The following is a 24,034-nucleotide window of genomic DNA, read 5'->3' as shown; positions in this document are numbered from 1 at the left end:
GGTCACGTACAGTTCGCATCGCTATCGAATCAATCCGAGATCTGTGACCATCCAACCATCCGAATTGAATGTGGCCACTAGCTGGCTACCACTATTGGAAGCGTCAGTAGCTTCTTGGTAGAGCGTTCCATCCGCCTTGCGGATCTCGATTTGCTGCTGGATTACCTGAACCGTTGCCTGCCGAGATTCTGGTCCGGTTCCGGGCTTTCCGGCCACCACGGGTGTTTCGATACGTCCGCCAACGATCCACTTTCCGTCTGCCCAGGACTGACCAATCGATTCTTGAAGGCCATTACAAAAGACGCAGTTAGGACCAGTGGTCCGCTTGATGGCACTAGTGTCCCCAGTCTCATAGGCATACGAAAGCGCCTGAAACCAGTACCTAGCGAACGCCTCCACGCCTTCCTTGCTGTTCGTCTTCGCGGCCTCCGGCAACACGGGAACCGGCACGTTCTCGGCCTTCCCTTTGGCGTCCGCGGGTCTATAAACAGCCGTCGGGCTCGGAGAGGGCGTAGCCGTGGCACTGGCTGAAACAGAGACTGTCGGTGACGCAGACTGCGGCTGGGTGCTGTTCCCGCACGCAGTCAGCGTCAACACCGTTGCAAGGCTGCCAATAATGAAAGAGCGAGCAGAAACCGAGGTGCGTGGAGTCATGGTTTGCTATCCCCAAATAGTTTTCAAGACTAAACGTTTCCCAAAATGGTAGCTCACTTCCCTATCTTGGCGGGAAAGTTATCCACAGGCCCCGGTTCACTACCCCGCATCGCTTCACCAGCGAGGCGTGACACAACAAGCACAACGAGGACAAACCAAAGGCCCCGACGACGGGACCGCGGCCAGGCCGCCCATCCGTCGTCGAGGCCTATGGGACCTGTCGAACTCCCGCCTACCTTTGAGCCGGCAGGACCAACTCCCCCGACTTATCGGTCGACAAGGCGAGCGAAGAGATGAACTGCGGCTCGCCGTCGGGCCCGTCCTGGGCAGAGCGGACCATGTCCGGACGCTCGAACTCCAGGCCCGTCACGTGGCACAAAAGCTTGACATCGCTCGGGTTGCCGTCGGCGTCGAACATGGGCAGCTCGATACCGTCGTGGCCACGGCGCAGGTAATACTTTCCGCGAGTCAGGAGAGCCAGCACCGGCGGCAGCACGAGAGCCAGCCCGACGGCGAAAATCGGCGAGTATGGCTGGACAGCCGAACCGAAGGCACCGAAGAACACGGCAATCGACACAGTGGCCGAAACCAGCATCGAGATGAAGCCCACCGGGTTCACGGCGTAAAGCATGCCGCGGCGGAACTCCGGAACCTTCGGCGAAATCTTGAGCAAATATTTGTTGATGGCGATATCGGACGCCACCGTAACCACCCATGCCATGGCGCAATTCGCGTAGAAACCAAGAATGGTGTTCAGGAACTCGAACATATTCGCTTCCATCAGCACGAGCGCAATCACCAGGTTCACCACTACGAAAACCATCCGGCCCGGATAGCTCTTGGTGACACGCGTGAAGCTGTTGGTCCACGCGAGCGAACCGGAGTAGGCGTTGGTCACGTTGATCTTGATTTGCGAAATGACCACGAGCACCACGGCCAAGGTCATCGCCAGCCAGGCCGGCATCATTTCCTGGTACACGCCAAGGAATTGGTGCACCGGCTCGTTGGCACGCGCGGAGGCGGCCGGATCCAAGGTCGCGATCAGGTAAATGGCAATGAACATGCCCACGATCTGCTTGATCGCGCCGAAGATCACCCAGCCCGGACCGGCCAGGATCACGGCTCGCCACCACGCGGCCCTATTCTCCGCTGTCTTGGGCGGCATGAAGCGCAAGTAGTCAATCTGTTCCGCGATCTGCGCCATGAGCGACAGGCAGACACCCGCGGCCAGCATCACGGAGGCCAGGTTAGTGCCTTCAGCGCCGGATTTGCCCGTGAACGCGAAGAATTCCCCGATGCTGTCCGGGTGCGAAATCACCAAATACCCCACGGGAACCACCATGAGCAGGAGCCACAACGGGGTGGTCCACACCTGCAGCTTGGACAGGGCCTTCATCCCGTAAATCACCAAGGGAATGACAAGAAGCGTGGACGCCGCATAACCGAGCCACTGCGGAATCCCCAGCCCAAGTTCCAGCCCTTGCGCCATGATGGAACCCTCGAGCGCGAAGAAGATGAACGTGAACGTCGCGAAAATAACGTTGGTGACCACCGAGCCGTAATAGCCGAATCCGGAACCCCTCGTGATGAGGTCAAGATCAATGTTGTACCGGGCAGCGTAGTAAGCCAAAGGAAATCCGGTGGCGAAAATGACCACCGCCGCCACCACAATTCCGAGAATCGCATTAACGGTACCGTAAGAAATACCGATGTTCGCCCCGATGGAGAAATCAGCCAAATAGGCAATTCCGCCCAGGGCACTTGTTGCCACCACGCCCGCACCCCACTTGCGGTAGGACCGTGGCGCGAACCTGAGGGTGTAGTCCTCCAGGCTCTCCTTCGCTGCGCTCATCGCGTCGGCGTTGCCCGCCGCGCGGCTCCCGGCGCCTAGCGCCTCGGAAGGTTCGACGACGGCGGTTCCTCCTGGGGAGCCACCCGCCGTCGGTGGTTCAAGCACTTGTGTTGTCTTCGAATCGTCAGTCATCCCCGCAACTTTCCTCGTCTGGACATCGCCCTTGACGCTATCGGCGGCATGAAACGACCGAGTCTCCACGATGTTTCCGCGCTGTAACTTATCCAGCGAGTCGGCCGCCAAGATTGCAGCTCCGGGTTTGTGGACGTCCAACAAAATCACCTCCCCACAAGCCCGTTACCGTCATGAAGTAACGCACCATCCCCTGCAAGTAGCGGCCGAGGAGCATCATGACCACCCAGCCAAACCCAAGGCTTACGTCCACCTATCCGATTCTGGAAACAGCCCGCGAGCAAGTCCTCGCGGACGGCGAAGGCCTCAGCGAATCCCAGCTGCTCGAGATCCTGGAGCTCCCGGACGAGGCCATCCCTGAGGCCCTGCAGCTTGCCCACGAGGTCCGCTTGGAGCACTGCGGCGAGGACGTCGAAGTGGAGGGAATCATCTCCATCAAGACCGGAGGATGCCCTGAGGACTGTCATTTCTGCAGCCAATCGGGATTGTTCGACAGCCCGGTCCGGGGCGTCTGGCTCGACATCCCGGAGCTCGTGAAGGCCGCCAAGGAAACGGCTGCTACCGGGGCCACCGAGTTCTGCATCGTCGCAGCCGTCCGAGGCCCGGACATCAAGCTCATGAACCAGATCAAGTTCGCGATCGACCGCATCAACGCGGAAGTGGACATCAACATCGCCTGCTCGTTGGGCATGCTCACCCAGCGCCAAGTGGACCAGCTCGCCGAGTGGGGCGTCCACCGCTACAACCACAACCTCGAAACAGCACGCAGCTTCTTCCCCGAAGTCGTCACCACCCACACTTACGAGGAACGCCTCGAGACCTGCAACATGGTCAAGGCGGCCGGTATGGAGCTCTGCTGCGGTGCGCTGATCGGCATGGGCGAAACCACCGCCCAGCGAGCCGAACTCGCCAGCCAGCTAGCAGCCCTCGAACCCCACGAAGTCCCGCTGAACTTCCTCAATCCGCGCCCCGGGACTCCCCTCGAAAACCAAGGAATCATGGACGGCAAGGACGCCCTCCGCGCCATCGCGGCATTCCGCCTCGCCATGCCACGGACCGTGCTGCGTTACGCCGGCGGACGGGAAATGACCCTGGGCGATCTCGGCACGCGCGAAGGCCTCATGGGCGGTATCAACGCGGTGATCGTCGGCAACTACCTGACCACACTCGGCCGTCCCGCCGATGCGGACCTCAACCTCCTCGTCGAGCTGAACATGCCCATCAAGGAACTCCAGAAGTCGCTGTGAGCACCACCGTCACGGATAGTTACTGCGGTCTGTGCGGCGAGCGCCCGACGTCGGACGCTCACCAAAGCTGCCAGCAGCGCCTGGCGATGGAGCCCCCACGCTATTGCGCCCAATGCCGTCGCCGCATGAAAGTCCAGGTCACGCCGCTCGGCTGGACCGCGGAATGCTCGCGCCACGGCCGGGTCACGCCATGAGCGTCATCCAGCGTGACGTCATCCAGCGCGACAGGGCAAGCCTTTGGCATCCGTACGCTCCGGCGTCGGTGACGCTGCCGTTGTGGGAAGTCGAAGACGCCGACGGCGTGACGCTGCGGCTCCGCGACGAAAGCGGCCGACGCCATGAGGTGCTCGACGCCATGTCCTCCTGGTGGGCAGTCATCCACGGCTACCGGAACCCTGTCTTGGACACCGCGGCGAAGCGCCAACTCGAAACATTCAGCCATGTGATGTTCGGCGGCCTCACCCATGAACCCGCAGTCGAACTGGCCGAACGGCTGGTTGCCATGGCTCCTTCCGCGGCGGATCGGCCACGGTTGGAGCGGGTCTTCCTGGCGGATTCGGGCTCGGTGTCCGTCGAGGTGGCGCTCAAACTGGCGGTGCAGTTCCAAACGGCTTCGGGGTTCCCCAAGAGGCAACGGTTCCTCAGCATCCGCGGCGGCTACCACGGCGATACCTTCGCGGCGATGGGCGTCTGCGACCCCGTGGACGGCATGCATTCGGCGTTCCCCGGGCTGCTCGCTGCCAATGTTTTCGCTGCGCGGCCACCCGCCGTGGGCGCGCCACCAGGGGAAATCGCGGAATGGCAGGCGCACGTCGAGCAGCTGGCGGAGGAACACACCAACGAACTGGCCGCGATCATCGTGGAGCCGGTGCTTCAAGGCGCCGGCGGTATGTTCGTTTACGCCGCCCAATGCCTGCGCATCCTCCGCGACATCGCCGACCGGCACGGGATCCTCCTGATCCTCGACGAGATCGCCACGGGCTTCGGCCGCACAGGCGAGCTGTTCGCCGCGGAACACGCCGGGATCGTTCCGGACGTCATGTGCGTCGGCAAAGCCCTCACCGGTGGCTACGTCACGCTCGCCGCGACGCTCTGTACAGGCGAGGTTGCGGCCCGCGTCTCGAGCGGCGGTGCGGGTGCGCTGCTACACGGGCCCACGTTCATGGGCAATCCGCTCGCGTGTTCAGTGGCCAATGCGAGTTTGGGCATTCTCGACGACGGCACGTGGCGCAGGGATGTGGCCCGGATCGGCTCGGGCCTCGCGGCTGGCCTCGAAGCCGCCAATGCGCTCGACGCCGTCAAGGAGGTCCGCACGATCGGCGCCGTCGGCGTCCTCGAGTTGAACACGGACGTGGACGTCGCCGCCGTGACGAGTGCCGCCGTCGGGCGCGGAGTGTGGCTGCGGCCATTCCGGAACCTTGTTTACGCGATGCCGCCCTACATCAGTACCGCCGACGAGGTCCGGCGGATGGGCGAAGGCATGGTGGCGGCCGTGGCCGAGGTGCACGGCCCATGAGCAGGTCCATGACCGCGTGGTTGGAACAGCAGGCCGCGGTCCGCGAGCGCCGGGGCCTCGTCCGGACGCCCATGACGCGCCTCGGTGGGGACCCGGGAGTGGATCTGGCCAGCAACGACTATCTTGGCCTCGCGACGGATCCGAGGCTGGCAGAAGCTGCCCGGGAAGCGATCGGCCGTTGGGGTACCGGTGCCACGTCGTCTCGGCTGGTTGCCGGAACCACTGCGCTGCACCTGGAACTCGAGTCCGGGCTCGCGGACCTGACAGGCATGGAATCAGCGTTGGTCTTCTCGACCGGCTACTTGGCCAATCTGGGAGTCACGACGGCGCTCGGCGGACCCGGGACCCTCATCGTTGCCGACGAACATTGCCACGCTTCGCTCATTGACGGTTTCCGGCTGAGCCGTTCGAGGGTGGAAACGGTTCCGCACAACGATCTCGGCGCAACCGGGCACCAGCTGCGCACCCGCACTGAACCCCGGGCCTTGATCGCGGTCGAGTCCATCTACAGCGTCTTCGGGGACGCCGCCCCGCTCCCCCAGTTGCTGGCATTGGCCGAAGAGCACGACGCGACGCTCCTCGTGGATGAAGCCCACAGCCTCGGGGTGGCGGGCAACGGCGCGTTTCAGGGCCGCGGTTCGGTGGCCGGAACGGAACTTGCCGCCCACCCCAACGTGGTGCTGACCGCGACGCTTTCCAAGTCACTCGGTAGCCAAGGTGGAGCCGTCTTGGGCAGCGCGCTGCTCCGGGAACACCTCGTCAACAGGGCACGCAGCTTCATCTTCGACACAGGACTCGCGCCGTCGTCGGCTGCCGCTGCACTGGCCGCCGTCGGAATCATCCGTGCGGAACCTTGGCGCGCCGCGGCCGTTCACCGGAACGCTTCCAGCCTCACGGCGGGACTGATGCATTTTCTGCAGTGGAGGGGCACCGCCGTCGAACCCTTTCAACAGGCCGGTGCCGTGCAATCCATCCCCATGCGCTCCGCCGCTGCTGCCCAGGAGGCAAGCAAGGCCGCGCACAGGGCCGGGGTCCGCGTCGGCTGCTTCCGCCCGCCATCAGTTCCCGACGGCGTCTCCCGCCTCAGGCTGACGGCCCGCGCCACCCTGACGCCCCACGACATCGACTACGCGTGCGCGACGTTGCGCCGTATTTTGGAGGAAACGCCATGAGACTGCCACCAATAGTGCTGGTCACCGGGACAGACACCGGCGTCGGCAAAACGGTCACGACGGCGGCACTCGCGTCCGCCCTGCAGGCTGAGGGCCGGTCTGTGGCCGTGTACAAGCCGTGCCAGAGCGGAGCTGCTGTTGGCGACTCCGACTGCACCGAAATCGCCCGCTTGGCCGGACCGCTCACGGCTGAGGCCGGCGTCGTGCTTCAAGAACCCCTCGCCCCCGTGCCCGCAGCGGCGCTCGACAGAGTCGCTTTGCCGCCGCTGGCGGCACATGCCACGCGGGTCCGCGAACTCGCGAGCACCCATGACCACGTCCTCGTGGAGGGTTCCGGTGGACTTCTTGTGGAGCTAGACCACGACGGCGGCACGCTGGCGGATCTGGGCAGGCACCTTGGGCCGGATGCGGGCTTTGTTGTGGTTGCCCGTCCAGCCTTGGGAACCCTCAACCACACGGCACTCACCCTCGAAGCCCTGGAACGCAGGGACCTGGCCATCCGGGGCGTCGTTCTGGGGTCGTGGCCGGACGACCCGGGCGTGCTGGAACACGGCAACCGGGCGACACTTGGCGCGTCGCGGCCGCTCCTCGGAGTGATCCCGGAACGCGCCGCGGACCTTCCTCCGGTGACCTTCCGCGAAGCAAGCGCGCACTGGCTGAGCGGCGCCTGGTCATGAGTACCGCTTCTGCCAGCGCCCGGACATGTCCCTATATGGTGCTGCGGGACCCCGCGGCGGTGCGGGAGGTCCTGCACCGACCTGATGACTTCAGCCCGGCGAACGCCCTCATCGCTGTGACACCGTTGTCCGGACCGTCCTTGCGGGTCCTGCAGCGAGCCCGATTCGCATTGCCGCCCGTGCTGGCCAGCAACCATACCGATTCCCATGCCGGTATCCGGAAGGTGGTGGCCGGGTTCTTCACCCCCGCCACCGTAGGCGCTTTCGAGTCACGTATTCGCGGCATCGCGCGGGATGCGGCAGCGACGGCCGCCGGGCTTCTGAAGGCGGACGGGCGCGTGGATCTCGTCCATGCGGTGGCTGCGCACCCGCCGGCAATCGTGATGCTGGAGCTTTTGGGACTCCCGGTGCGGGATCTTGCGAAATTGAAGGCCTGGAGTTTGGACTCCCTGGAACTGTTCTGGGGTTGGCCGGATTCCGAGCGGCAACTGGAACTGGCCCACAGCGCCGCGGAGTTCTACGGCTGGCTCCGGGATCTCGTCCTCGAGGCCGTGGCCTTGCCCGGGCGGAATCTCTTCGGCTCCTTGGCGGAGCACGGTCTGAGCACTCCGGAAATCTGTTCCCTCGGGTACTTCTTGCTCATCGCGGGGCAGGAAACCACCACGCAGCTCATCAGCACGGCGCTATTCCGGCTTGCCGAGGGATCGGTCGGCTTTGCCTGGGACGACGCAGCTTCCGGCTCCACGGCCCGGGACCTCATCCGGCACGTCCTGGCCACGGAATCTTCCGTTCCAACGTGGCGCCGGATTGCCGCACGGGACACGATGTTCGACGGCGGGCACATACCGGCCGGTGCGGAAATCCTGCTGGAACTCACGGGCAACCACTCATTGTCGGAGCATGGCCCTACGTCCTACGGACTGGCCTTCGGCTCTGGCATCCACCGCTGCCTTGGTGCGAAACTCGCGGAGCTGGAGGCCGCCGTCGTCGTGCAGGAAACTGTGGCAGCGCTGCAAGGCGTTCGTTTGGCAGACCCGAACCCTGAGTGGCTACGCTTGCTGTCCTTCCAGGCACCGCGGACGGTCAGCGTCGGTTTTTGAGGAAATCCATAGCTTCGTTCACGGCGGGGGCATCGGGATGGATGCTCCGGGTTTCCGATCGCTGATTCCGGGTGCGAACCCAATCGCCGGGGTGCACTTTCGGCAAGATCTTCGCGATGGCCAGCACGCCATACATCAAAGTATTAATCGCTACGAAGGTCGCCAGAACGGCAAACCAATCGGAGTGCAGGATTCCTTCGGGAAGCAAGATTCCGGTAGGAATGGAAGCAAGAATAGCCATGATTACTGCGCCTTCGAGGTTTCGCCGCTTTGTGAATGGTTGAGGTGTTTCCAGGTGGCTTGCCGGTCAAGGGAAATGTCGATGATTCCCTTGACATAAATCACGTTGAGGAACATATCGAAGAACAATTCCGGAAAGAGCGTGGCTGCCAAAAGGCGTGCCCGCCAGCCACCCTTCCACACAGTGACAACCCGCTCGATCGAAAAGACGATCCCGATTCCCAGCCAGAACGGGAACCAGACCCAGTTATCCAGCGACAAAACCATCAAGAGGATCAGTAGCAGGTAGGCGCTGAGCGCAATCACCCCATATCCAATGCCGAATTGCTGCGCCCAGTATCGAAGCGTCTGGGGTGTTGCTCCGTAGGCCCCCAGGTTTTCCAAGGCACCCCGCTGCCAACGAAGCCGCTGAGCCCACAATGTGCGGAAATTCGGCATCAACTCGGTGACGACGGTGCACTGCATGGGGGAAATCATGAGGCCGCCGAGCGACTTCAAGGCAATCGTGAGCTCATTGTCCTCAGTCAAAGCTGCCGTATCGTAAACGTCTCCCTGAATTCCCGGAATCGACTCACCGCGACTCTGGGCAACAGTGCGCAGGGCCCGGGGGCGAAAGAGCGAGGCCGTGCCGGTCAGTACAAAAACGCGGCCACGCCGTCGTCCGATTTCACGGGAATACCGAATATATTCGTTGCGCTGGAACTGGCCGACAATTCCGTGCCCCTCCTCGCCGTAAAAGAGGCCACCCACGGCCATCAAGGCCCTGTCGTTGGTCATCCGCGAGACTGCGACCTCCAGGAAACCATCGTCAAGGCTGGTGTCCGCATCCATCACCATCACGACGTCGTTATCGCCTTGGCCAGGCAGCAGCCACTTCAGCGCTTGGTTGAGTGCGCCGGCCTTCTTTTTCGTATTGTTCACCGATTCGAACACCTCAACCCCGGCTTCGCGCGCAAGGGCTGCGGTTGCATCGGTGCAATTGTCTGCCACCACGATCACGCGTTCCGGACGATGCGATTGGGTCAAAAGGGAGGCAATGGTGGCCGGCAACGAAGCTTCTTCATTGTGTGCCGGAATCAAGACGGTCACCGTTACCGGACCGGCGTACATACCGCGGGTTTCCGCCATGACGATTTTTGGCGCCAGCGGCGTCCGGGGATTGGCGGATCGGCGGGACCTGTTGGCAATGCGCCGCTCCAGCAAAGCCACGCCAGCGGACAGCAGAAGTGCAAAGGCGATGGCCGTCAAAATGACGCGGGGTTGCGGCGCCACGGAATCGTAGAGGACGCTCCAGACGCCAAGGACAATGCCCTCGGCCCGCGACTCGACTGCAGAATTCCCGGTTGACGCAATAGCGAACCACAAGAGAGCCGCCGCACCGCCAACTGTTACCGCTATAACGATGCCTACTAAACGCTGAAATATCCCTCGACTCACCGGCGAATGCTATCAGTCGTTCACCGCGGGAAGAATTCACGTTCTCGCGGGAGCCTGAAGATCAATCGACCGAGGGTTTCGGATTTGGGCGCGATACGTGAGCGGGCGTTTCGGATTTGGGCGCGATACGTGAGCGGGCGTTTCAGGGGCGCTGCGTAGACTGAGGATATGGGCGAGAGCCGCGACCTGCTGACGCCTGAGCAACGCAGCCTGAACATGTCCAAGATCCGGGGCAAGAACACCAAGCCCGAGCTCTTGGTCCGTCGGCTCCTGCATGCCAAGGGTTACCGGTACCGGCTCCACGGCCGGGCCGCGGGCGGGAAGTTGCCCGGCAGCCCGGATCTCGTGTTTGCCGGCCGTCGCAAGGTGATTTTCGTGAACGGGTGCTTCTGGCACTTCCACGATTGCAAGGCAGGCCTGCACGCTCCGACGGCCAACGCGGACTTTTGGGAAGCCAAGCGCAACCGCACCCGGGAGCGCGACGCCGGGCAGCGCGAACTGCTGAGAGCCTCAGGATGGGAGGTTCTCACCGTGTGGGAATGCGAACTGCGGGACCGTTCGGCCTTGGAGAGTCAGCTCACGCAGTTCCTCGACGGCGGCCGAACAGGAAATAGCTCAGCGGCCCAAAGAAATTGATGAAGCTTGCGGCCCGCCATACGGCTTTGTTTCCCCTGATCTGGGCCGCGGGGGTCTTGGAAATGCTGCGTTGTGCCGCGATGAGCAACGCCATCTGTCCCGCACCCACCACAAGCACGCCTACCCGTTGCCCCGGAGTCATGTCCTTCCAGGACTTTTTCTTTTTCTTGCTGTGCATGGCGCCTCCATCTGCAGTGACTTGCCCTCTCAGGCTAGTCCGCCCGCCGCCTGGACGGAACACGCAGGCACCTCACCGTCGCGCCTGGCGCACCACTTCTCCCCAGGACTGCTGGGCCAGGTCCGTGACGGCGGCAAGGATCTCCACCGGCGGGCGGGACAGGTCCAGGGGGTACTCCACAATGTCGATGTCCGTGTTGAGGATCCGCCGCAGCTTCATCTCCCCCTTGCCCGCGTAGACCAGCCACGCCGTGGGCACTTGCAGGGCCGTGCAGTAGGCCAGGAGTTGGTAGTGGTCCGCGTTCAACGATGCCCCGGAATCGGTAGCCGAGGCGTATTTGGAGTCGTACACCACCACGGGCCTGCCACCCAGGAAATGCACGGCGTCGGGGCGCACTGTGAGCCGGTCCGAATCCCGCACAGCTTCGTTGAGCGTCGCGCCGTATTGAAGCCGCATTTCACCGGGATGTGCCCGCATGGCCGCCCGCAAAGCCACGCCCACGAATTCTTCAAACACAGTGGACATGTCCACCACAAACGAGGCGGTCTGCTGCTTCCCCGCCCCCGCTTCGGCCGAGGCATTGCGCAGGATGAGCTCGGCCAAGCGCAGGACCGGGTGGTATCGGAGGTTCATGCGGTTGGCCTGCCAAGTCGGGAGGGGCGCCCCGGACTGCAGCCGCGTGACGGCGTCGAGCTTTCCCTTGAGCTGCCGCAGGCGGCTCAGGACATCTTGCCGCACCCCGGGAACCTTGCCCATCCGCTCGAGGGCGGCCCGCAGGATGCGGTTTTCGGCGATGTCCTCGGTGAATTCGTCGTAGGAGACTTCAAGCGGAACCAGCATCCCGGGACGGCGCGAAATCTGGTCCGAGATCCGGATGCGGCCCTTGACCGTCCGGAGGGACTCGTCCACGGTGAGATACCCCTGCAGCGGACCGCGGCTGAGGGCGCGCTCCGACAACTGGGCGAGTGACTCGGCGAGGGCGCTCCACAGGTCCTTGTGCTCGACGGCGGCCACCGAATCCTCGCGGAATCCCTGGTCCCCGGCGTAGCTAAGCAAGAAAAGCAGCCGGTTCAGGCCGAGGCGGTCCTTGGGCCGCACCTCGAACTGTACGGTCGGCGTCCGCACGGACCCCACCTTGCCCACCGGCTCGATGCGGTAAAGGCCCATCCCCATGGGCGAGGCCTTCGCGAGCCCACTCGAGTTGAGGAGGGCGGCTGTGTCCGGATCAAGCTTGTCCACGATCCCGCCGGAGAGCTCGTCCATGACGATGTGCCGCACCGTGGAAGCTTTCGGGGACGTGCGGACCGCTGGCTTTCCGGTGCCTGGTGCGCGGGTAGGCCGCGGCGGCGCGGTCTTAGCGGACTGCAAGTCGACCCAACAACTGGTCCAGACCGAAGCGCTCCTCCAGCTGGGCCCGGTTCAATTGACCGTGGTAGTGCTCCTCAAGAAGCGGCATGAGTTCGTATTTCCAGATCCGGCGCAGCCCGGCAGGGTTCTGGGCCGCGTTCTTCATGAAGTAGGAGGGGCCGATCATCAAGTCCCGGTCCCAATCGTCGATGGAGTCGTTCAGGGCGTCCAGCAGGTCCGCGTTGAGGGTGTCCAGGCCGCGGGCCGTGAGGAACCGCCGGAGCGAACCGCGGATCGGTTCCACCTTGGGATGCAACTCGACAAACGCGAAGCGACGGCGGATCGCCGCGTCCATCATGGCGATGGAGCGGTCTGCCGTGTTCATGGTGCCGATGATGTAGAGGTTGTCCGGCAGGCTGAACGGTTCGTTGGGGCTGTACTGAAGGTAGATCCGGTCGTCGCGGTATTCCAGCAGGAAGTACAGCTCACCGAACACTTTCGCCAGGTTGGCGCGGTTCATCTCGTCGATGATGAGGAAGTACGGCTTGTTGGAGTTCCCGGGCTTCGCGGCCTCTTCGGCGAGGCGGCGGAGCGGCCCGGCGACGAGCTTGAACGACACCTGGCCGTCGTCGGTCTTGTCCGGCCGGTACCCCTCGAAGAAGTCCTCGTACGCGTAGGACGGGTGGAACTGGACCAGCTTGACGCGCTCATCGGTGCTGTCGCCAGCGAGTTCGGCCGCCAAATGCTTCGCGAGGTAGGTTTTTCCCGTTCCCGGAGGGCCGTAGAGCACCAGTTGGCGGTTCTCCTCAAGGAGTTCGGCGATCTCCTTGAGCGGCTCGAGCTCCATGTGGAGGGAAGCCGCGAACTCTTCGGTGAGGGGGCGGAACCCTTCAATGACGGGCTCGACGACGGCGTCCGGGGCGGCGGCTTCCTCGCCGTCGGACTCGGCTTCGGCGGGCAGGAGGGACTGCAGCGACTGGATGACCCTGGTGACGTCCACGACGATTCCCGACGTGGAGAGTTGGCGCTGGACGTGCCGCGGAGCCTCGGCGATCGGGTGGGTCTCGTCAAACCAACGCACTTTGCGGCGGAGCCGGCGGTTGTCCTCGTTGTGTTCCGGCTCGCCCAGGACCACGCCGATCCTGATGGCTCCGGAGTTCTGGAAAAGGGCGAGGTCGCCGGGCTTCATCACGGTCAGGAACGCGAAAACAGCGGTCTTGGTGTCCTCCCGCTCCACGTAGCCAAGGTGCTTGTAGTCCTCGTCCACGGCATGCTGCACCAGGCCAGCTGTCACGCCCGGGGTGAGTTCGCGGAGGTGCTCGACGTCGAGTGTCGCCTTTTCCTCGTCCCGCCACGCGGCGAGAAGCTCTGCAGAGTCTTGGTGCGTGCGCAGCAGCCACGCACGCCGGCCGGGATCTCCCACTTTGCGCCACTGGCTCACGAGCTGGCGGTCGTACCAATCGATGCGCTGGCCCGCCTGTTCGTCCAAGTACAGCCGGATGCGGTTGACGTCCGCGGTGATGTCGATTTCCGTTTCGCCGTGCGCGCCGCCAACGAGTGAGGCGAAAGCGTCCCGGATTTCGCGCCGCTCGACGTCGGCAACCACTGGTTCGAAGTAGCTGGGCCACGCCAGGTATTCGATGCTGCGCCGGATGGCCGGCTGGTCCTCGGGGGTCGCCGCGGCGAGTTCGTGGAATTTCAGCGGGTCTTTGAGGGCCTTGGTGATACTCGCGTTGGACTGGCCATCGATGTGGGCCACGAAGCGGCACAGCCAGGTCAGGTGGTCCCAGATGGTCCAGTTGAATTCCGCGGTCCGGTCACGGATGACGCCGTGATCGGTCATGCCCTTGTACAGCTCCTTGGGGAGCTGTAGCTCGGGATCGAGCCAGGACGCGGCTTCGGCCACGCGGGCGCGCTTGACCTTGAGCGATTTGACCTCGTGCGCGAGGGGCAAGGACTGCAGGAAGAGGAGTTCGACGGCGAGCAGCTTGGCCTCGCGTGATGCCCCTTCAAGGTTTTGGCGCAGGTTGGTCATCATGGGTGCCTTGGCATCTCCGACGCCGCGTTCCAAGCGCTCCAGGAGCTCGCTGGCGGCGTCCACTGTCCAAGTGCGGGTGCTGCCGTCGAGCGCCGAGGCTTTGCCTTGCAGCCCCGGGCCCAGCACGAACCACGCCGCATCTTCGATCTCCTTGGAGATACCGGGGGCACGGGTCAGTGGGGTTTTGGTGGAGGGAGTCACCATGCCAACTTACATGGTTTAACTTGGTGCTGGCATCAGCAAAGTCGGCACCCCCGCCACAGGCGCCCCGCCTCTTACGTTCTGCCACATGCGTCCCGCAACTTGCCTCCTGCCGCATGTGCCCCGAGCCTGTGCGCTCCGGAAGTTCAGTGCATTCCGAAGCGGTAATGGGCAGGCACCGGCTCCCCGGGGCACACTTCTTGCCACAGCTCGGCGATCCCGTCCTCGCCTTCCCGGATGTCCGGGATCTCGATGCCCTCGCGGAGCATCCCTGCAGCCTCCTGGCCGTTGCCGACGCCCCAGAGGGCGAGCGCCATCAGGAAACGGACGCGCCCGACGTCGGACATTCCGGCAGGTGCCTCGCTCGCCAAGGCGAGTGCTTGCGCGGGGTTCCCATGCCGGATGCTGAGGGTCATGGCTTCGCTGAGCAGGGGGAGGTTGGACGGCTCCAGCCGGCTCGCGACGGCCAGTTCAGCCAAGCCTTCGTCGACCTTGCCGGTGGCCAGCAGCGCGAGGGCGCGGCCCCGGTGGGCGAGGACCGTGGACCGTGGCGAGAGACCGTCGGAAATCAGCGCGGAACCGTATCCGGCGATCGCACCGTCGAGGTCCTGCCGGGCGTGCGTCATCGTGGCGAGGTGGAACTGCGCCTCCGCACCGCCATCCTTGGCCAACAGTTCTTCCCAATCGGCCCCAGCCACGAAGGTCTCAGCGCCCAGGAAACCAGCCCCATCCAGCAGGCTGTGCCACGGGCCTGTTTCCTCGGTGGCCTCAGGGGTTGCATCGTCGGCGAAGGGCGTGCCGCTTTCGTCCAGCCACGCGCGGCCTGAGTGTCGGCGTCGGGCGCTCTCCAAAGCACCCCAAGCGCTGCCGCGCACGAGCATCTTGTCCGGGTGCAGCGCATAGTTCCGCGCGGCTTCGGCGAGGGCCACTTCAAGCTCCGCGTCCGGGACGAGTTCTTCGAGCCGGGCACTGGCGTGGGTCACGGCCGCAGCCCAATCCTTGCCATGGGAGGTCGCCGGATCCAGCTTGGCGTTGCCGTAGGCCTCCACCCAGCTCCACTCGGCGCCGGCAGGCATGGCCAGGTGCTCGAACTGGGTCTGCGCCAGCCCGGCCTGGATTTCCGCGTAGGGGCCGGCACCGGGGCTGAGCCATTCCTGCCAGCGCTTCCCGCCGTCGCCCTGGCCCCACACGAACAACTTCTTCCCGCGCAGGAGGCTGGTCGACAGCATGGCCAGGCCGTCGCCGTCGTGGTCTACCGCGGTAATCCAGTGCCGGTGCCCGGGCTGGATGTCGAAGAAGAAGTCCGCCGCGTGCGGGCTGTTGACCAGCCAGGTGGCATCGAGGCCCTGGTGTTCCGTGGGCCGGACACGGGCGATGTCGGTGGTGTAATCGCTGCCGAAGGCCTCCGTGGCGGGCGCAATCACGCGAGTTTCCGCCGTCTCGGGAACGGCGGCATTGCTCCACCAGTACATGGGGACCTCGTGGTCATGGGGGTTCCTGATCCGGACCGCAGTCAGCAGCACGTCCGAGTCCTCCGGAAGCCACATGTCCACTTGGAAAACCACTTCGCGGAGGCGTTCGAACTCCCACATGCGCAGGACGTCGTGGCCCTCGGGGGTCTTGACGATCGCGGTGTGCACCGGATCGCATGTGGTGGGCGAGTGCCCGCGGGTGCCGATGTTCCATTCGAGGCCGCCGGCGAACCAGGCCTTGCGCAGGGCGATGTTGGCGAACTGCAGGGTCCCATGGGTGTGCAGGAGATGTTTGCCCGAGGCCGTGTCGAAGAGCTCCCACAGCCGGCCGCCCAAGGTGGGGAGGACAACGGCACGCAGTTTGCTGTTCTCGAGCACGACCGCTGGCACCTCATGGGCGGTCCGCTCGCGCGAGTAGCCGTCCTGCATCAGGTACGGGAACATGTTCGGCACCTGGCCGTAGCGGGCTGCAGCCTGCAGTTCCTGCGGGACCCCGTCGCCGATCCTGTACGGCTGGTCCAGTTCTGCCGCGACAACCGGCAACGGGCTATTGGGGCCCAACTCCGCCATGTTCAGGGTGATGGTGGAGAAGCTCAGGTTTTGCATCTTTGTGACTCCTGGAGGCTATTTTCGATCGCAATGCTTCACCTATCCTTGACCCAAGTCGCCGCCGTGTAAAGGGACCCACCCAACTGACTCGCACTTAATGTCGCTTTGGGCGCCCAGAACGACATTAACTGCTAGCTAGTTGGGGGCGTCAGCGGGAGGCGGCGCGGGCGGCCCTCACCAGGTCCCGGTTGGTGACCATGTACGCCGTCGGGTCTGAATCGCCGGGCGCACCGAAGGAATCCGCACGGTTCTTCCACGTGGAAACCGTGGCCTTGGCTGACAAATGGACCGCGCTTAGTCCCGCGGCATGCAATGCCGGGATATCGTCCAGGGCGAGTCCGCCGCCAGCCATGACCTCAAGCCGCCCCGCTGCCCGCCGGACCATCCGCTCGAGGGTCCCGATCCCGGCCCCCACGGTGGCGGCGCCCCCGGAGCTGAGCACCCGGTGGAATCCAAGCTCCACGAGCTGCTCGACGGCGTCCGCCGGGTCCGGAGTATGGTCGACGGCCCGGTGGAAGGTCAGTTGGGCGTCGGGGTTGGTCTCCAGGGCCGTGTGGGCAAGCTTTCGAGTGGCCTGGACGTCGATATCGCCGGCGGCTGTGAGGACTCCGATCACCACTCCGTGAGCCCCTTGGTTGAGCAGGAACCGGATCTCGCGGTCCATGGTGTCCACATCGGCGTCGGAGTACAGGAAATCTCCTGGCCGGCTGCGGATCAGCGGGTGGATCTCCAGCCGTCCGTCGGCAGCTTCCTGCGCGGCTTCCATCAGCCCTTGGCTCGGGGTCAGTCCCCCGAGCTCCAAGGCGCTGCAAAGTTCAATCCGGTCCGCGCCTTCTTCGGCGGCAACGGCAGCGCCCTGGGCGCCGACGGCGACGATCTCGAGTTTCATGGGGAAACTCTACGGCCACCGGGGCGCCCAGGGCGCTGCTGCAATGCTTCGCTAGGTCCGGTACGGCTCCAGCTGCTGCTTCTGTTCGGGAGTGAGCCTGCGGACGCGGCCCGTGGACTCGTCGACGAACGCCAGATGGGTACTGGCGTTGACGCAGTCCTGGCCGGTCACGGGATCCTTGATGACGTAGTGCACGTCAAAACTCGCCCCCTTCACGGCGCCGACCCAGATCTCAACTAGCGCCGGAATGTTCCGGTATTCCAAGGTCCGGACGTACCGGACCTTGTGCTCCACCACAAGGGTCATGACCCCGTCTTCAACCGAGTCGAAGACGGAGACCGGCGCTTCCACTCCGGGGAGTCCGGCACCGCGGGGCGGACCGAAAGCCGCGATGCGGGCCTCTTCGAGCATGCGCACGATCTGGACGTTGTTGATGTGCCCGTACGCGTCCATGTCTCCCCAACGCATCGGAACTTGGACCGTGATTCGCTGGCTCAGCTGTGCACCGCCGTCGAGTCATCCACCACGGCTTCCCCGGCATCCTCACCGGCAAACTGCGACATGTACAGGCGGTAGTACGCGCCCTGCGATGCGAGCAGTTGGTTGTGGTTGCCCTGCTCTACGATGCTGCCGTTTTCCATCACGAGGATGGTGTCGGCGTCGCGGATGGTGGACAAGCGGTGGGCGATGACGAAGCTGGTGCGATCCGTGCGGAGGGCAGCCATGGCCTTCTGCAACAGCAGCTCGGTACGCGTGTCAACGGAGCTCGTGGCCTCGTCCAGGATCAACAGCGAGGGATCGGAAACGAAGGCCCGCGCGATGGTGATGAGCTGTTTCTCGCCCGCGCTGACGTTGTTGCCTTCCTCGTCGATGATGGTCTGGTAGCCATCCGGCAAGGCACGCACGAAGCGGTCCACGTACGTGGCCTTCGCCGCCTCCATGATCTGTTCCTCGGTGGCGTCGAGGTTGCCGTACTTGATGTTGTCGTAGATGGTCCCGCCGAACAGCCAGGCATCCTGCAGCACCATTCCCACCTTGGAACGAAGCTCGGAACGGCTCAGCTCCTTGATGTCCACCCCGTCCAGGGTGATACGCCCCGAATTGAGTTCGTAGAACCGCATGACAAGGTTGACCAGGGTGGTCTTGCCCGCGCCTGTGGGTCCAACAATCGCCACGGTGTGTCCGGGCTCCGCACTGAGGGAGAGGTTCTCGATGAGCGGCTTGTCTGCGACGTAGCTGAAGGACACGTTCTCGAACTCGACGTGGCCGTCCGTGCGCGGGGGCAGGTGGCGGGCCGCGTTCTCCGGCTCTTCCTCATCGGCATCCAGGAACTCGAAAACGCGCTCAGCCGAAGCCACGCCGGACTGGAGCATGTTCGCCATGCCGGCAATCTGGCCGAGCGGCTGGGTGAATTCACGCGAGTACTGGATGAACGCCGTGGCGTCGCCCAGGCTCATGGAACCGGAGGCCACGCGCAAACCACCGACGACGGCGATGCCCACGTAGCTGAGGTAGGAGACGAAGTTCATCGCCGGGAAGATGATGCCGGAAACGAACTGCGCCCCGAACGAGGCCTTGTACAAGGCTTCGTTGCGTTCGTCGAAACGCTCCAGCATGTCCGCGTCGCGCCCGAAGACTTTGACGAGCTCGTGGCCCGAGAACGATTCCTCGATCTGGCCATTGAGGGAACCGGTGTTCTTCCACTGGGCAGCGAAGAGCTTCTGGCTGCGCGAGCCAATGACGCCGGCAAGGACGCCGGAGAGCGGCAGGGCAACCAGCGCGATGAGGGCGAGCTGCCAGGACACGATGAACATCATGATGGTGATGCCGAAGACTGTCAGCACCGAGCTGACCAGCTGCGCGAACGCCTGCTGCAGCCCTTGCTGGACGTTGTCGACGTCGTTCGTCACGCGGGAGAGGATGTCGCCGCGCTGGCGGGTGTCGAAGTAGTTCAGGGGCAAGCGGTTGAGCTTTGCCTGGACGTCATTGCGGAGCCGGTTGATGACCTTCATGACGATCTTGTTCAGGATGTAGCCCTGGGCCCACAGGAAGATGTTGGCCACGAAGTACATCAAGAGCACGATCGAGATCAGGAACGTGAGCTTGGAGAAGTTGATCCCGTTGGTGAGCTCCATCTTGGAGACCATGTCCGCGAAGTTGTTCTGGCCGGCCTGGCGGAGGCCCTCGGCGAAGGCCGCTTGGCTCACGCCGGGAGGCAATTGCTTGCCCATGACCCCGCCGAAGATGACGTCCATGGCGCTGCCGAGGATCTTCGGGGCGATGACGTTCAGGACCACCGAGACCACCACGAGGCCGATGACGAAGACGACTCCGGCGGCCTCCGGCTTGAGCAGCCCGAGGAGCCGCTTGGCCGACGGTCCAAACGCCTTGGCCTTCTTGGCCGGCAGGTTGCCGAACATTCCGCCGTCGGCTTCGCCCGGGGTGTATTCGGTTTCTTCGATGTCGTCATCGTCCACAGCGGTCACTGCACCGTCAGCGGCTGCGTCCTTCGCATCCGCGGCTTCGCGCGCGGCCTTCGCTGCTTCGGCTTTCGCGGCCCAACCGCGCTTTTGCTGATTCTGTTCGCTCATGCCACTTCCTCCGCGCTCAGCTGGGATTCGACGATCTCCTGGTACGTGGGTGAGGTTTCCAGGAGTTCTTCATGGGTGCCGCGGTCAACGATCCTGCCGTTGTCCAAGACCAGGATCTGGTCCGCGTCCGCGATTGTGGAGACGCGCTGGGCCACGATGATGACCGTGGCATCCTGCGTCTTTTCCTTCAGCGCCCGGCGAAGGCGGGCGTCCGTGGCAACATCCAAGGCCGAGAAGGAGTCATCGAAAAGGTAGACCTTGGGCTGCGTCACCAGGGCCCGTGCGATGCAGAGGCGTTGCCTCTGGCCCCCGGAAACGTTGGTGCCGCCCTGGGCCACCCGTCGGTTCAGGCCGGAGGACTTTTCCATGACGAAGTCCTTGGCCTGCGCGGTTTCCAGGGCATCCCAGAGTTCCTGGTCCGTGGCGTCGGTCTTGCCGAAGCGCAGGTTGTGCTCGATGGTTCCGGAGAACAAGTAGGGCTTCTGCGGCACCGTGGCCACGCGACTGGTGATTTCATCGCGGTCCAGGCTGGTGACCGGGACGCCGTCGAGCAAGACATCGCCGGACGCGACGTCGTACAGGCGCGGCAGCAGCGACACCAAGGTGGTCTTGCCTGCGCCGGTGGAGCCGATGATGGCGAGGGTCTGGCCTGGCTCCGCGGTGAAGGAGATGTTGCTCAACACGGGAGCTTCGGCACCGGGGTATTTGAAGGTGACATCGCGGAATTCGACGCGACCCTTCTTTTCCGCGGGCGCCACCGGCGCCTTCGGATCGTGGATGGAGGGTTCGACGTCGAGGACCTCGCCGATGCGGTCCGCGCACACCGATGCGCGCGGGATCATCATGGCCATGAAGGTACCCATCATGACGGCCATGAGGATCTGCAGCAGGTACTGCAGGAAGGCAGTCAAGGAACCCACCTGCATGTTGCCCGCATCCACCCGTTGGCCGCCGAACCACAGCACTGCCGCCGTGGAAAGGTGCAGGATCATGCCGATGGCCGGGAACATCAGCACAAACAGGTTGCCGATCTTGACCGAAACCAGGGTGAGGTCCTTGTTGGCGTCGCCGAAGCGCTTGGCCTCGTAGGGTTCACGAACGAACGCCCGGACCACGCGGATGCCGATGATCTGTTCGCGCAGGACGCCGTTGATGGCGTCGATCTTCATCTGCATGGAGCGGAAGAGCGGCATGAGCCTCACCACGAGGTAGCCAACCACGGCCACCAGCAGGGGCACGGAGACCCACACGAGCCAGGAGAGGCTGAGGTCCTCGCGCAAGGCCATGATGATGCCGCCAACACACATGATGGGCGTGGAAACCATGAAGTTCAGGCCCATCAGCATGAGCATCTGGACTTGCTGGACGTCGTTGGTGCCGCGGGTGATCAACGTGGGTGCGCCGAAGCTGTTGACGTCCTTGGCAGAGAAGCTGCTGACCTTGCGGAAGACGTCCCTGCGCAAGTCGCGTCCCATGGCCATGGCCACGCGGGATCCGAAGTAGACCCCCGCGATGGCCGCGATGACCTGGCCGAGCGCGACCACGAGCATCAGGGCACCGGTTTGCCAGATGTAGTTGGTGTCCCCCCGGGAAACCCCCTCATCGATGATTTTTGCGTTGAGGCTTGGAAGATAGAGTGTGGCGATCGTAGACGCCAGCTGGAAGATGATGACGGCCAGTATCTGCGGCAAATACGGCTTGGAGTAGCGCCGTATCAGGGTGACAAGCATGCCCACGGATCCTTAGTGAGAGAGTGCGCGAATGATGACTGTGCGAATGACTAAATACTGCAAATGACTAAATACTGCGAATAACTCAATGCATGGATAGCAGCAGGCGCTGACAGAATTAGTCCCTCAACTCTACGAAATCCGTTGCCTCAACGAAATATCGGTAGCCGAATATCATCCTTGCGACGTAGCTGAGCCGCTGCAGCGTCCAAACTCGCTGCAGCGGCTCCGGCCACGCGTCCCGCAGGCGGTTGCCTGCCAGGCTCCCCTAGCCGGCGTGCCGCCCGGTCTCCCCTGCCCGCGAGGCGTCGCCCGCGAGGAGCAGCAAGGCTGCCCTTTCCTGGCGGCGGCGCTCACGCTTGAGTTCCTTGCGCAGCGCGGCCAACTCCTCGGCGATCCGCGACTGCTCGACGGCGGTGGCCTGCTGTTCGTGCACGCGTGCCTGGAGTTCGCGTTGTGCCCTGCTCAGCTGAAGCTGTTGCTCGGCCAGCAAGCGTTGGGTGCGGGCGAGCTGGTCCTGGACTTCGCGCAGGCCGGCGGCGGGGTCCGGCCGTTCCTGGGTGAGGATGCGGGCAAACTCAAGGTCAAGCTCATCGTGCTCCTTCTCGGCCGCCGCCCGGGCGCGGCTGGCACCCAAGGGGGTGCCGCCGTCGTCGGCTGCTTGGGCAAATCCGGCGGATTCGATGACCGGCAATGCAGAGGTGTCCAGCGTCATGGCGGCCTCGCCGGAAGCGTTTGCCAGCAATTCCTTCTCCGGCGAAGCGTCCACGGTCTTCCGCAGCGGAACTTCCTTGATGAACAGCACCGCGAGGAAAGCGACCACGGCGATGACGGCGGAGATCATGAAGATCTGGGCTGTCGCGTCGCCGTAGGCGGCACGCATGATGTCGCGGATCGGGGCGGGCAAGTCCGTCAGGTCCATGCTCGCATCGCCCGAGCCACCGCTCACCGGGATGTGGGCCGCGGCGAAGCCTTGGGTGGCAAGGTCCTTGACGTGCGTGGCCATGATGGCGCCGAGCACGGAAACACCGATCGCACCGCCGACGGAGCGGAAGAATGCCACGGACGCGCTGGCCGTTCCGATGTCCTGGGCGCGGACGGTGTTCTGGACCGCGAGGACCAGGTTCTGCATCAGCAAGCCAAGGCCAAGGCCGAAGATCGCGGTGTAGCAGCACGTGACCCACAGCGCCGTGGTGTGGTCGATGGTGCCGGTGAGGGCAAGGCCGCCGGCCAGGAGCACAGTACCCGCCAGGAGGAAGCGCTTCCATTTGCCGAAGCGGCTGATGAGCTGGCCGGAGACCACCGAGCCCAGGAGGTTGCCCGCAATCATCGGCAGCGTCAGGAGCCCTGCCTCGGTGGGCGTGGCACCACGGGCTACCTGGAAGTACTGGCCGAGGAAGGTGGAGGAGCTGAACATCGCGATACCAACGGCCACAGAGGCCAGGATCGCCAAAGCGGTGGTGCGCTGGGAGATGATCTTCAGCGGGATGATGGGCTGGGCCACCTTGGATTCGACCACCACGAGGAGGGCCAGCAGGAGCACGCCGCCACCTACCATGAGGGCGGACTGCCAGGAGATCCAGTCATAGTAGTCCGGGTTGCCGGCGAAGGAAACCCAGATGAGGAGCAGGCTCACGCCCGAGGTCAGCAGGACGGAACCGAGCCAGTCGATCTTGGCCGGGCGCTTGACGTGCTGGATCTTGAGGGTCACCTGGAGCAGGATGAGCGCGACGACGGCGAGTGGCACGCAGACGAAGAACGTCCAGCGCCAGCCGAGCGGGCTGTCAACGATGAAGCCACCGAGGAGCGGGCCGCCGGCGGTACCGACCGCCATGACGGCGCCCATGTAGCCCGAGTACTTGCCACGGTCCCGCGGCGGGATCATGGTGCCGATGATGGCCTGGGCCAAAGCGGTGAGGCCGCCCAAGGCGATGCCCTGGATGAAGCGGGCCGTCAGCAGGAAGGGAATGCTCTGGGAGAAACCGGCCATGACAGAGCCGGCCACGAAGATCACGATGCTCAGCTGGACCAGGAGCTTCTTGTCGAAGAGGTCGGCGAGCTTGCCCCAGATGGGCGTAGTGGCGGCGTTGGCCAGCAGCGCGGCCGTGATGACCCAGGCGAAGTCCGTTTGGGTGCCGTGGAGGTCGGACATGATGGTCGGCAGGGCGTTGGCCACGATCGTGCTGCTCAGGATGGCGGTAAAGAATGCCGCAAGGAGGCCCGTCAGGGCCTCCATGATCTGGCGGTGCGTCATGGGCGCGGATGACGCCGGCACCGCCGTCGAACGTTCTTGTATTCGGGTTGCCATTGCTGCTG

The 24,034-nt window shown here is 64.1% G+C and carries 19 protein-coding genes; 6 read left to right on the top strand and 13 right to left on the bottom strand.

Features of this window, described 5'->3' with window-relative positions; translation table 11 throughout:
* Positions 1-21 precede the first annotated feature (21 nt).
* Together OIT41_RS04805 and OIT41_RS04800 are read right to left on the bottom strand one after the other, a co-directional pair.
* Positions 22-450: a DUF6318 family protein gene (locus OIT41_RS04805; RefSeq protein ID WP_264637472.1), complete on the bottom strand. Its 429-nt coding sequence runs from the start codon at positions 448-450 to the stop codon at positions 22-24.
* 436 nt (positions 451-886) lie between these two features.
* Positions 887-2,638: a purine-cytosine permease family protein gene (locus tag OIT41_RS04800; RefSeq protein WP_264637471.1), complete on the bottom strand. Its 1,752-nt coding sequence runs from the start codon at positions 2,636-2,638 to the stop codon at positions 887-889.
* A gap of 218 nt (positions 2,639-2,856) precedes the next feature.
* Here OIT41_RS04800 and bioB point away from each other — a divergent pair, with 218 nt between their 5' ends.
* The 5 genes from bioB (at position 2,857) to OIT41_RS04775 (ending at position 8,350) form a co-directional block, all read left to right on the top strand.
* Positions 2,857-3,885 carry a biotin synthase BioB gene (gene bioB, locus OIT41_RS04795; RefSeq protein ID WP_241710189.1) on the top strand — a complete coding sequence of 343 codons (1,029 nt, stop codon included), beginning with the start codon at positions 2,857-2,859 and terminating at the stop codon, positions 3,883-3,885.
* 190 nt (positions 3,886-4,075) lie between these two features.
* Positions 4,076-5,401, top strand: a complete 1,326-nt coding sequence (locus tag OIT41_RS04790) for an adenosylmethionine--8-amino-7-oxononanoate transaminase (RefSeq protein ID WP_241710188.1) — start codon at positions 4,076-4,078, stop codon at positions 5,399-5,401.
* Between the two features lie 8 nt (positions 5,402-5,409).
* The gene (locus tag OIT41_RS04785; RefSeq protein WP_372489693.1) at positions 5,410-6,573 is read left to right on the top strand and encodes an 8-amino-7-oxononanoate synthase; all 1,164 of its coding nucleotides are present in this window, start codon (positions 5,410-5,412) and stop codon (positions 6,571-6,573) included.
* Positions 6,570-7,250, top strand: a complete 681-nt coding sequence (gene bioD / locus OIT41_RS04780) for a dethiobiotin synthase (protein ID WP_241710186.1) — start codon at positions 6,570-6,572, stop codon at positions 7,248-7,250. The genes OIT41_RS04785 and bioD overlap by 4 nt, the downstream gene beginning before the upstream one ends.
* Positions 7,247-8,350 (top strand): cytochrome P450, encoded by a 1,104-nt coding sequence (locus OIT41_RS04775; RefSeq protein ID WP_241710185.1) that lies wholly within the window; start codon positions 7,247-7,249, stop codon positions 8,348-8,350. The genes bioD and OIT41_RS04775 overlap by 4 nt, the downstream gene beginning before the upstream one ends.
* On the opposite strand, the gene OIT41_RS04770 is transcribed toward OIT41_RS04775, so the two are convergent.
* Both OIT41_RS04770 and OIT41_RS04765 read right to left on the bottom strand, forming a co-directional pair.
* The gene (locus tag OIT41_RS04770) at positions 8,334-8,591 is read right to left on the bottom strand and encodes a hypothetical protein (protein ID WP_241710184.1); all 258 of its coding nucleotides are present in this window, start codon (positions 8,589-8,591) and stop codon (positions 8,334-8,336) included. The genes OIT41_RS04775 and OIT41_RS04770 overlap by 17 nt on opposite strands.
* A gap of 2 nt (positions 8,592-8,593) precedes the next feature.
* Positions 8,594-9,862, bottom strand: coding sequence for a glycosyltransferase family 2 protein (locus tag OIT41_RS04765; RefSeq protein WP_264637470.1), 1,269 nt, complete (start codon positions 9,860-9,862; stop codon positions 8,594-8,596).
* Positions 9,863-10,195: 333 nt separating this feature from the next.
* Here OIT41_RS04765 and OIT41_RS04760 point away from each other — a divergent pair, with 333 nt between their 5' ends.
* Entirely contained in the window at positions 10,196-10,663 is a 468-nt protein-coding gene (locus OIT41_RS04760) for a very short patch repair endonuclease (RefSeq protein ID WP_078106150.1), read from the top strand.
* Here OIT41_RS04760 and OIT41_RS04755 read toward each other — a convergent pair.
* From OIT41_RS04755 to OIT41_RS04715, 9 genes are all read right to left on the bottom strand, one after another.
* Positions 10,605-10,841: a PLDc N-terminal domain-containing protein gene (locus OIT41_RS04755; RefSeq protein WP_241710182.1), complete on the bottom strand. Its 237-nt coding sequence runs from the start codon at positions 10,839-10,841 to the stop codon at positions 10,605-10,607. The two genes, OIT41_RS04760 and OIT41_RS04755, sit on opposite strands and share 59 nt — an antisense overlap.
* A 72-nt stretch (positions 10,842-10,913) precedes the next feature.
* Entirely contained in the window at positions 10,914-12,104 is a 1,191-nt protein-coding gene (locus OIT41_RS04750; protein WP_241710207.1) for an McrC family protein, read from the bottom strand.
* A gap of 91 nt (positions 12,105-12,195) precedes the next feature.
* On the bottom strand, positions 12,196-14,430 hold the full coding sequence (locus OIT41_RS04745) for an McrB family protein (protein WP_241710181.1): 2,235 nt from the start codon (positions 14,428-14,430) through the stop codon (positions 12,196-12,198).
* 143 nt (positions 14,431-14,573) lie between these two features.
* Positions 14,574-16,505 carry a DUF5107 domain-containing protein gene (locus tag OIT41_RS04740; RefSeq protein ID WP_241710180.1) on the bottom strand — a complete coding sequence of 644 codons (1,932 nt, stop codon included), beginning with the start codon at positions 16,503-16,505 and terminating at the stop codon, positions 14,574-14,576.
* 151 nt (positions 16,506-16,656) lie between these two features.
* A complete protein-coding gene (locus OIT41_RS04735; protein ID WP_241710179.1) occupies positions 16,657-17,397 on the bottom strand; it encodes a copper homeostasis protein CutC in 741 nt (246 codons plus the stop codon).
* 51 nt (positions 17,398-17,448) lie between these two features.
* On the bottom strand, positions 17,449-17,865 hold the full coding sequence (locus OIT41_RS04730) for an acyl-CoA thioesterase (RefSeq protein WP_241710178.1): 417 nt from the start codon (positions 17,863-17,865) through the stop codon (positions 17,449-17,451).
* 26 nt (positions 17,866-17,891) lie between these two features.
* Complete coding sequence (locus tag OIT41_RS04725; protein WP_274619745.1) at positions 17,892-19,988, bottom strand: ABC transporter ATP-binding protein; 2,097 nt, start codon at positions 19,986-19,988, stop codon at positions 17,892-17,894.
* Positions 19,985-21,718, bottom strand: coding sequence for an ABC transporter ATP-binding protein (locus OIT41_RS04720; RefSeq protein WP_241710177.1), 1,734 nt, complete (start codon positions 21,716-21,718; stop codon positions 19,985-19,987). The genes OIT41_RS04725 and OIT41_RS04720 overlap by 4 nt, the downstream gene beginning before the upstream one ends.
* A gap of 268 nt (positions 21,719-21,986) precedes the next feature.
* Positions 21,987-24,026 carry an MDR family MFS transporter gene (locus OIT41_RS04715; protein ID WP_241710176.1) on the bottom strand — a complete coding sequence of 680 codons (2,040 nt, stop codon included), beginning with the start codon at positions 24,024-24,026 and terminating at the stop codon, positions 21,987-21,989.
* Positions 24,027-24,034: the final 8 nt, after the last annotated feature.

The organism is Arthrobacter sp. YA7-1 (assembly GCF_025960325.1).
Classification (GTDB): Bacteria; Actinomycetota; Actinomycetes; order Actinomycetales; family Micrococcaceae; genus Arthrobacter; species Arthrobacter bambusae_A.
The sequence above is the reverse complement of the archived record's forward strand: the minus strand, read 5'-3'. Positions and strand labels throughout refer to the sequence as shown.

Bases quoted from the DNA above. Each gene is read 5' to 3' on its own strand.
- OIT41_RS04800 (WP_264637471.1), bottom strand. From the start codon at position 2,638: ATGACTGACGATTCGAAGACAACACAAGTGCTTGAACCACCGACGGCG.
- bioB (WP_241710189.1), top strand. From the start codon at position 2,857: ATGACCACCCAGCCAAACCCAAGGCTTACGTCCACCTATCCGATTCTG.
- OIT41_RS04790 (WP_241710188.1), top strand. From the start codon at position 4,076: ATGAGCGTCATCCAGCGTGACGTCATCCAGCGCGACAGGGCAAGCCTT.
- OIT41_RS04785 (WP_372489693.1), top strand. From the start codon at position 5,410: ATGACCGCGTGGTTGGAACAGCAGGCCGCGGTCCGCGAGCGCCGGGGC.
- bioD (WP_241710186.1), top strand. From the start codon at position 6,570: ATGAGACTGCCACCAATAGTGCTGGTCACCGGGACAGACACCGGCGTC.
- OIT41_RS04775 (WP_241710185.1), top strand. From the start codon at position 7,247: ATGAGTACCGCTTCTGCCAGCGCCCGGACATGTCCCTATATGGTGCTG.
- OIT41_RS04770 (WP_241710184.1), bottom strand. From the start codon at position 8,591: ATGGCTATTCTTGCTTCCATTCCTACCGGAATCTTGCTTCCCGAAGGA.
- OIT41_RS04760 (WP_078106150.1), top strand. From the start codon at position 10,196: ATGGGCGAGAGCCGCGACCTGCTGACGCCTGAGCAACGCAGCCTGAAC.
- OIT41_RS04755 (WP_241710182.1), bottom strand. From the start codon at position 10,841: ATGCACAGCAAGAAAAAGAAAAAGTCCTGGAAGGACATGACTCCGGGG.
- OIT41_RS04750 (WP_241710207.1), bottom strand. From the start codon at position 12,104: ATGGACGAGCTCTCCGGCGGGATCGTGGACAAGCTTGATCCGGACACA.
- OIT41_RS04745 (WP_241710181.1), bottom strand. From the start codon at position 14,430: ATGGTGACTCCCTCCACCAAAACCCCACTGACCCGTGCCCCCGGTATC.
- OIT41_RS04740 (WP_241710180.1), bottom strand. From the start codon at position 16,505: ATGCAAAACCTGAGCTTCTCCACCATCACCCTGAACATGGCGGAGTTG.
- OIT41_RS04735 (WP_241710179.1), bottom strand. From the start codon at position 17,397: ATGAAACTCGAGATCGTCGCCGTCGGCGCCCAGGGCGCTGCCGTTGCC.
- OIT41_RS04730 (WP_241710178.1), bottom strand. From the start codon at position 17,865: ATGCGTTGGGGAGACATGGACGCGTACGGGCACATCAACAACGTCCAG.
- OIT41_RS04725 (WP_274619745.1), bottom strand. From the start codon at position 19,988: ATGAGCGAACAGAATCAGCAAAAGCGCGGTTGGGCCGCGAAAGCCGAA.
- OIT41_RS04720 (WP_241710177.1), bottom strand. From the start codon at position 21,718: ATGCTTGTCACCCTGATACGGCGCTACTCCAAGCCGTATTTGCCGCAG.
- OIT41_RS04715 (WP_241710176.1), bottom strand. From the start codon at position 24,026: ATGGCAACCCGAATACAAGAACGTTCGACGGCGGTGCCGGCGTCATCC.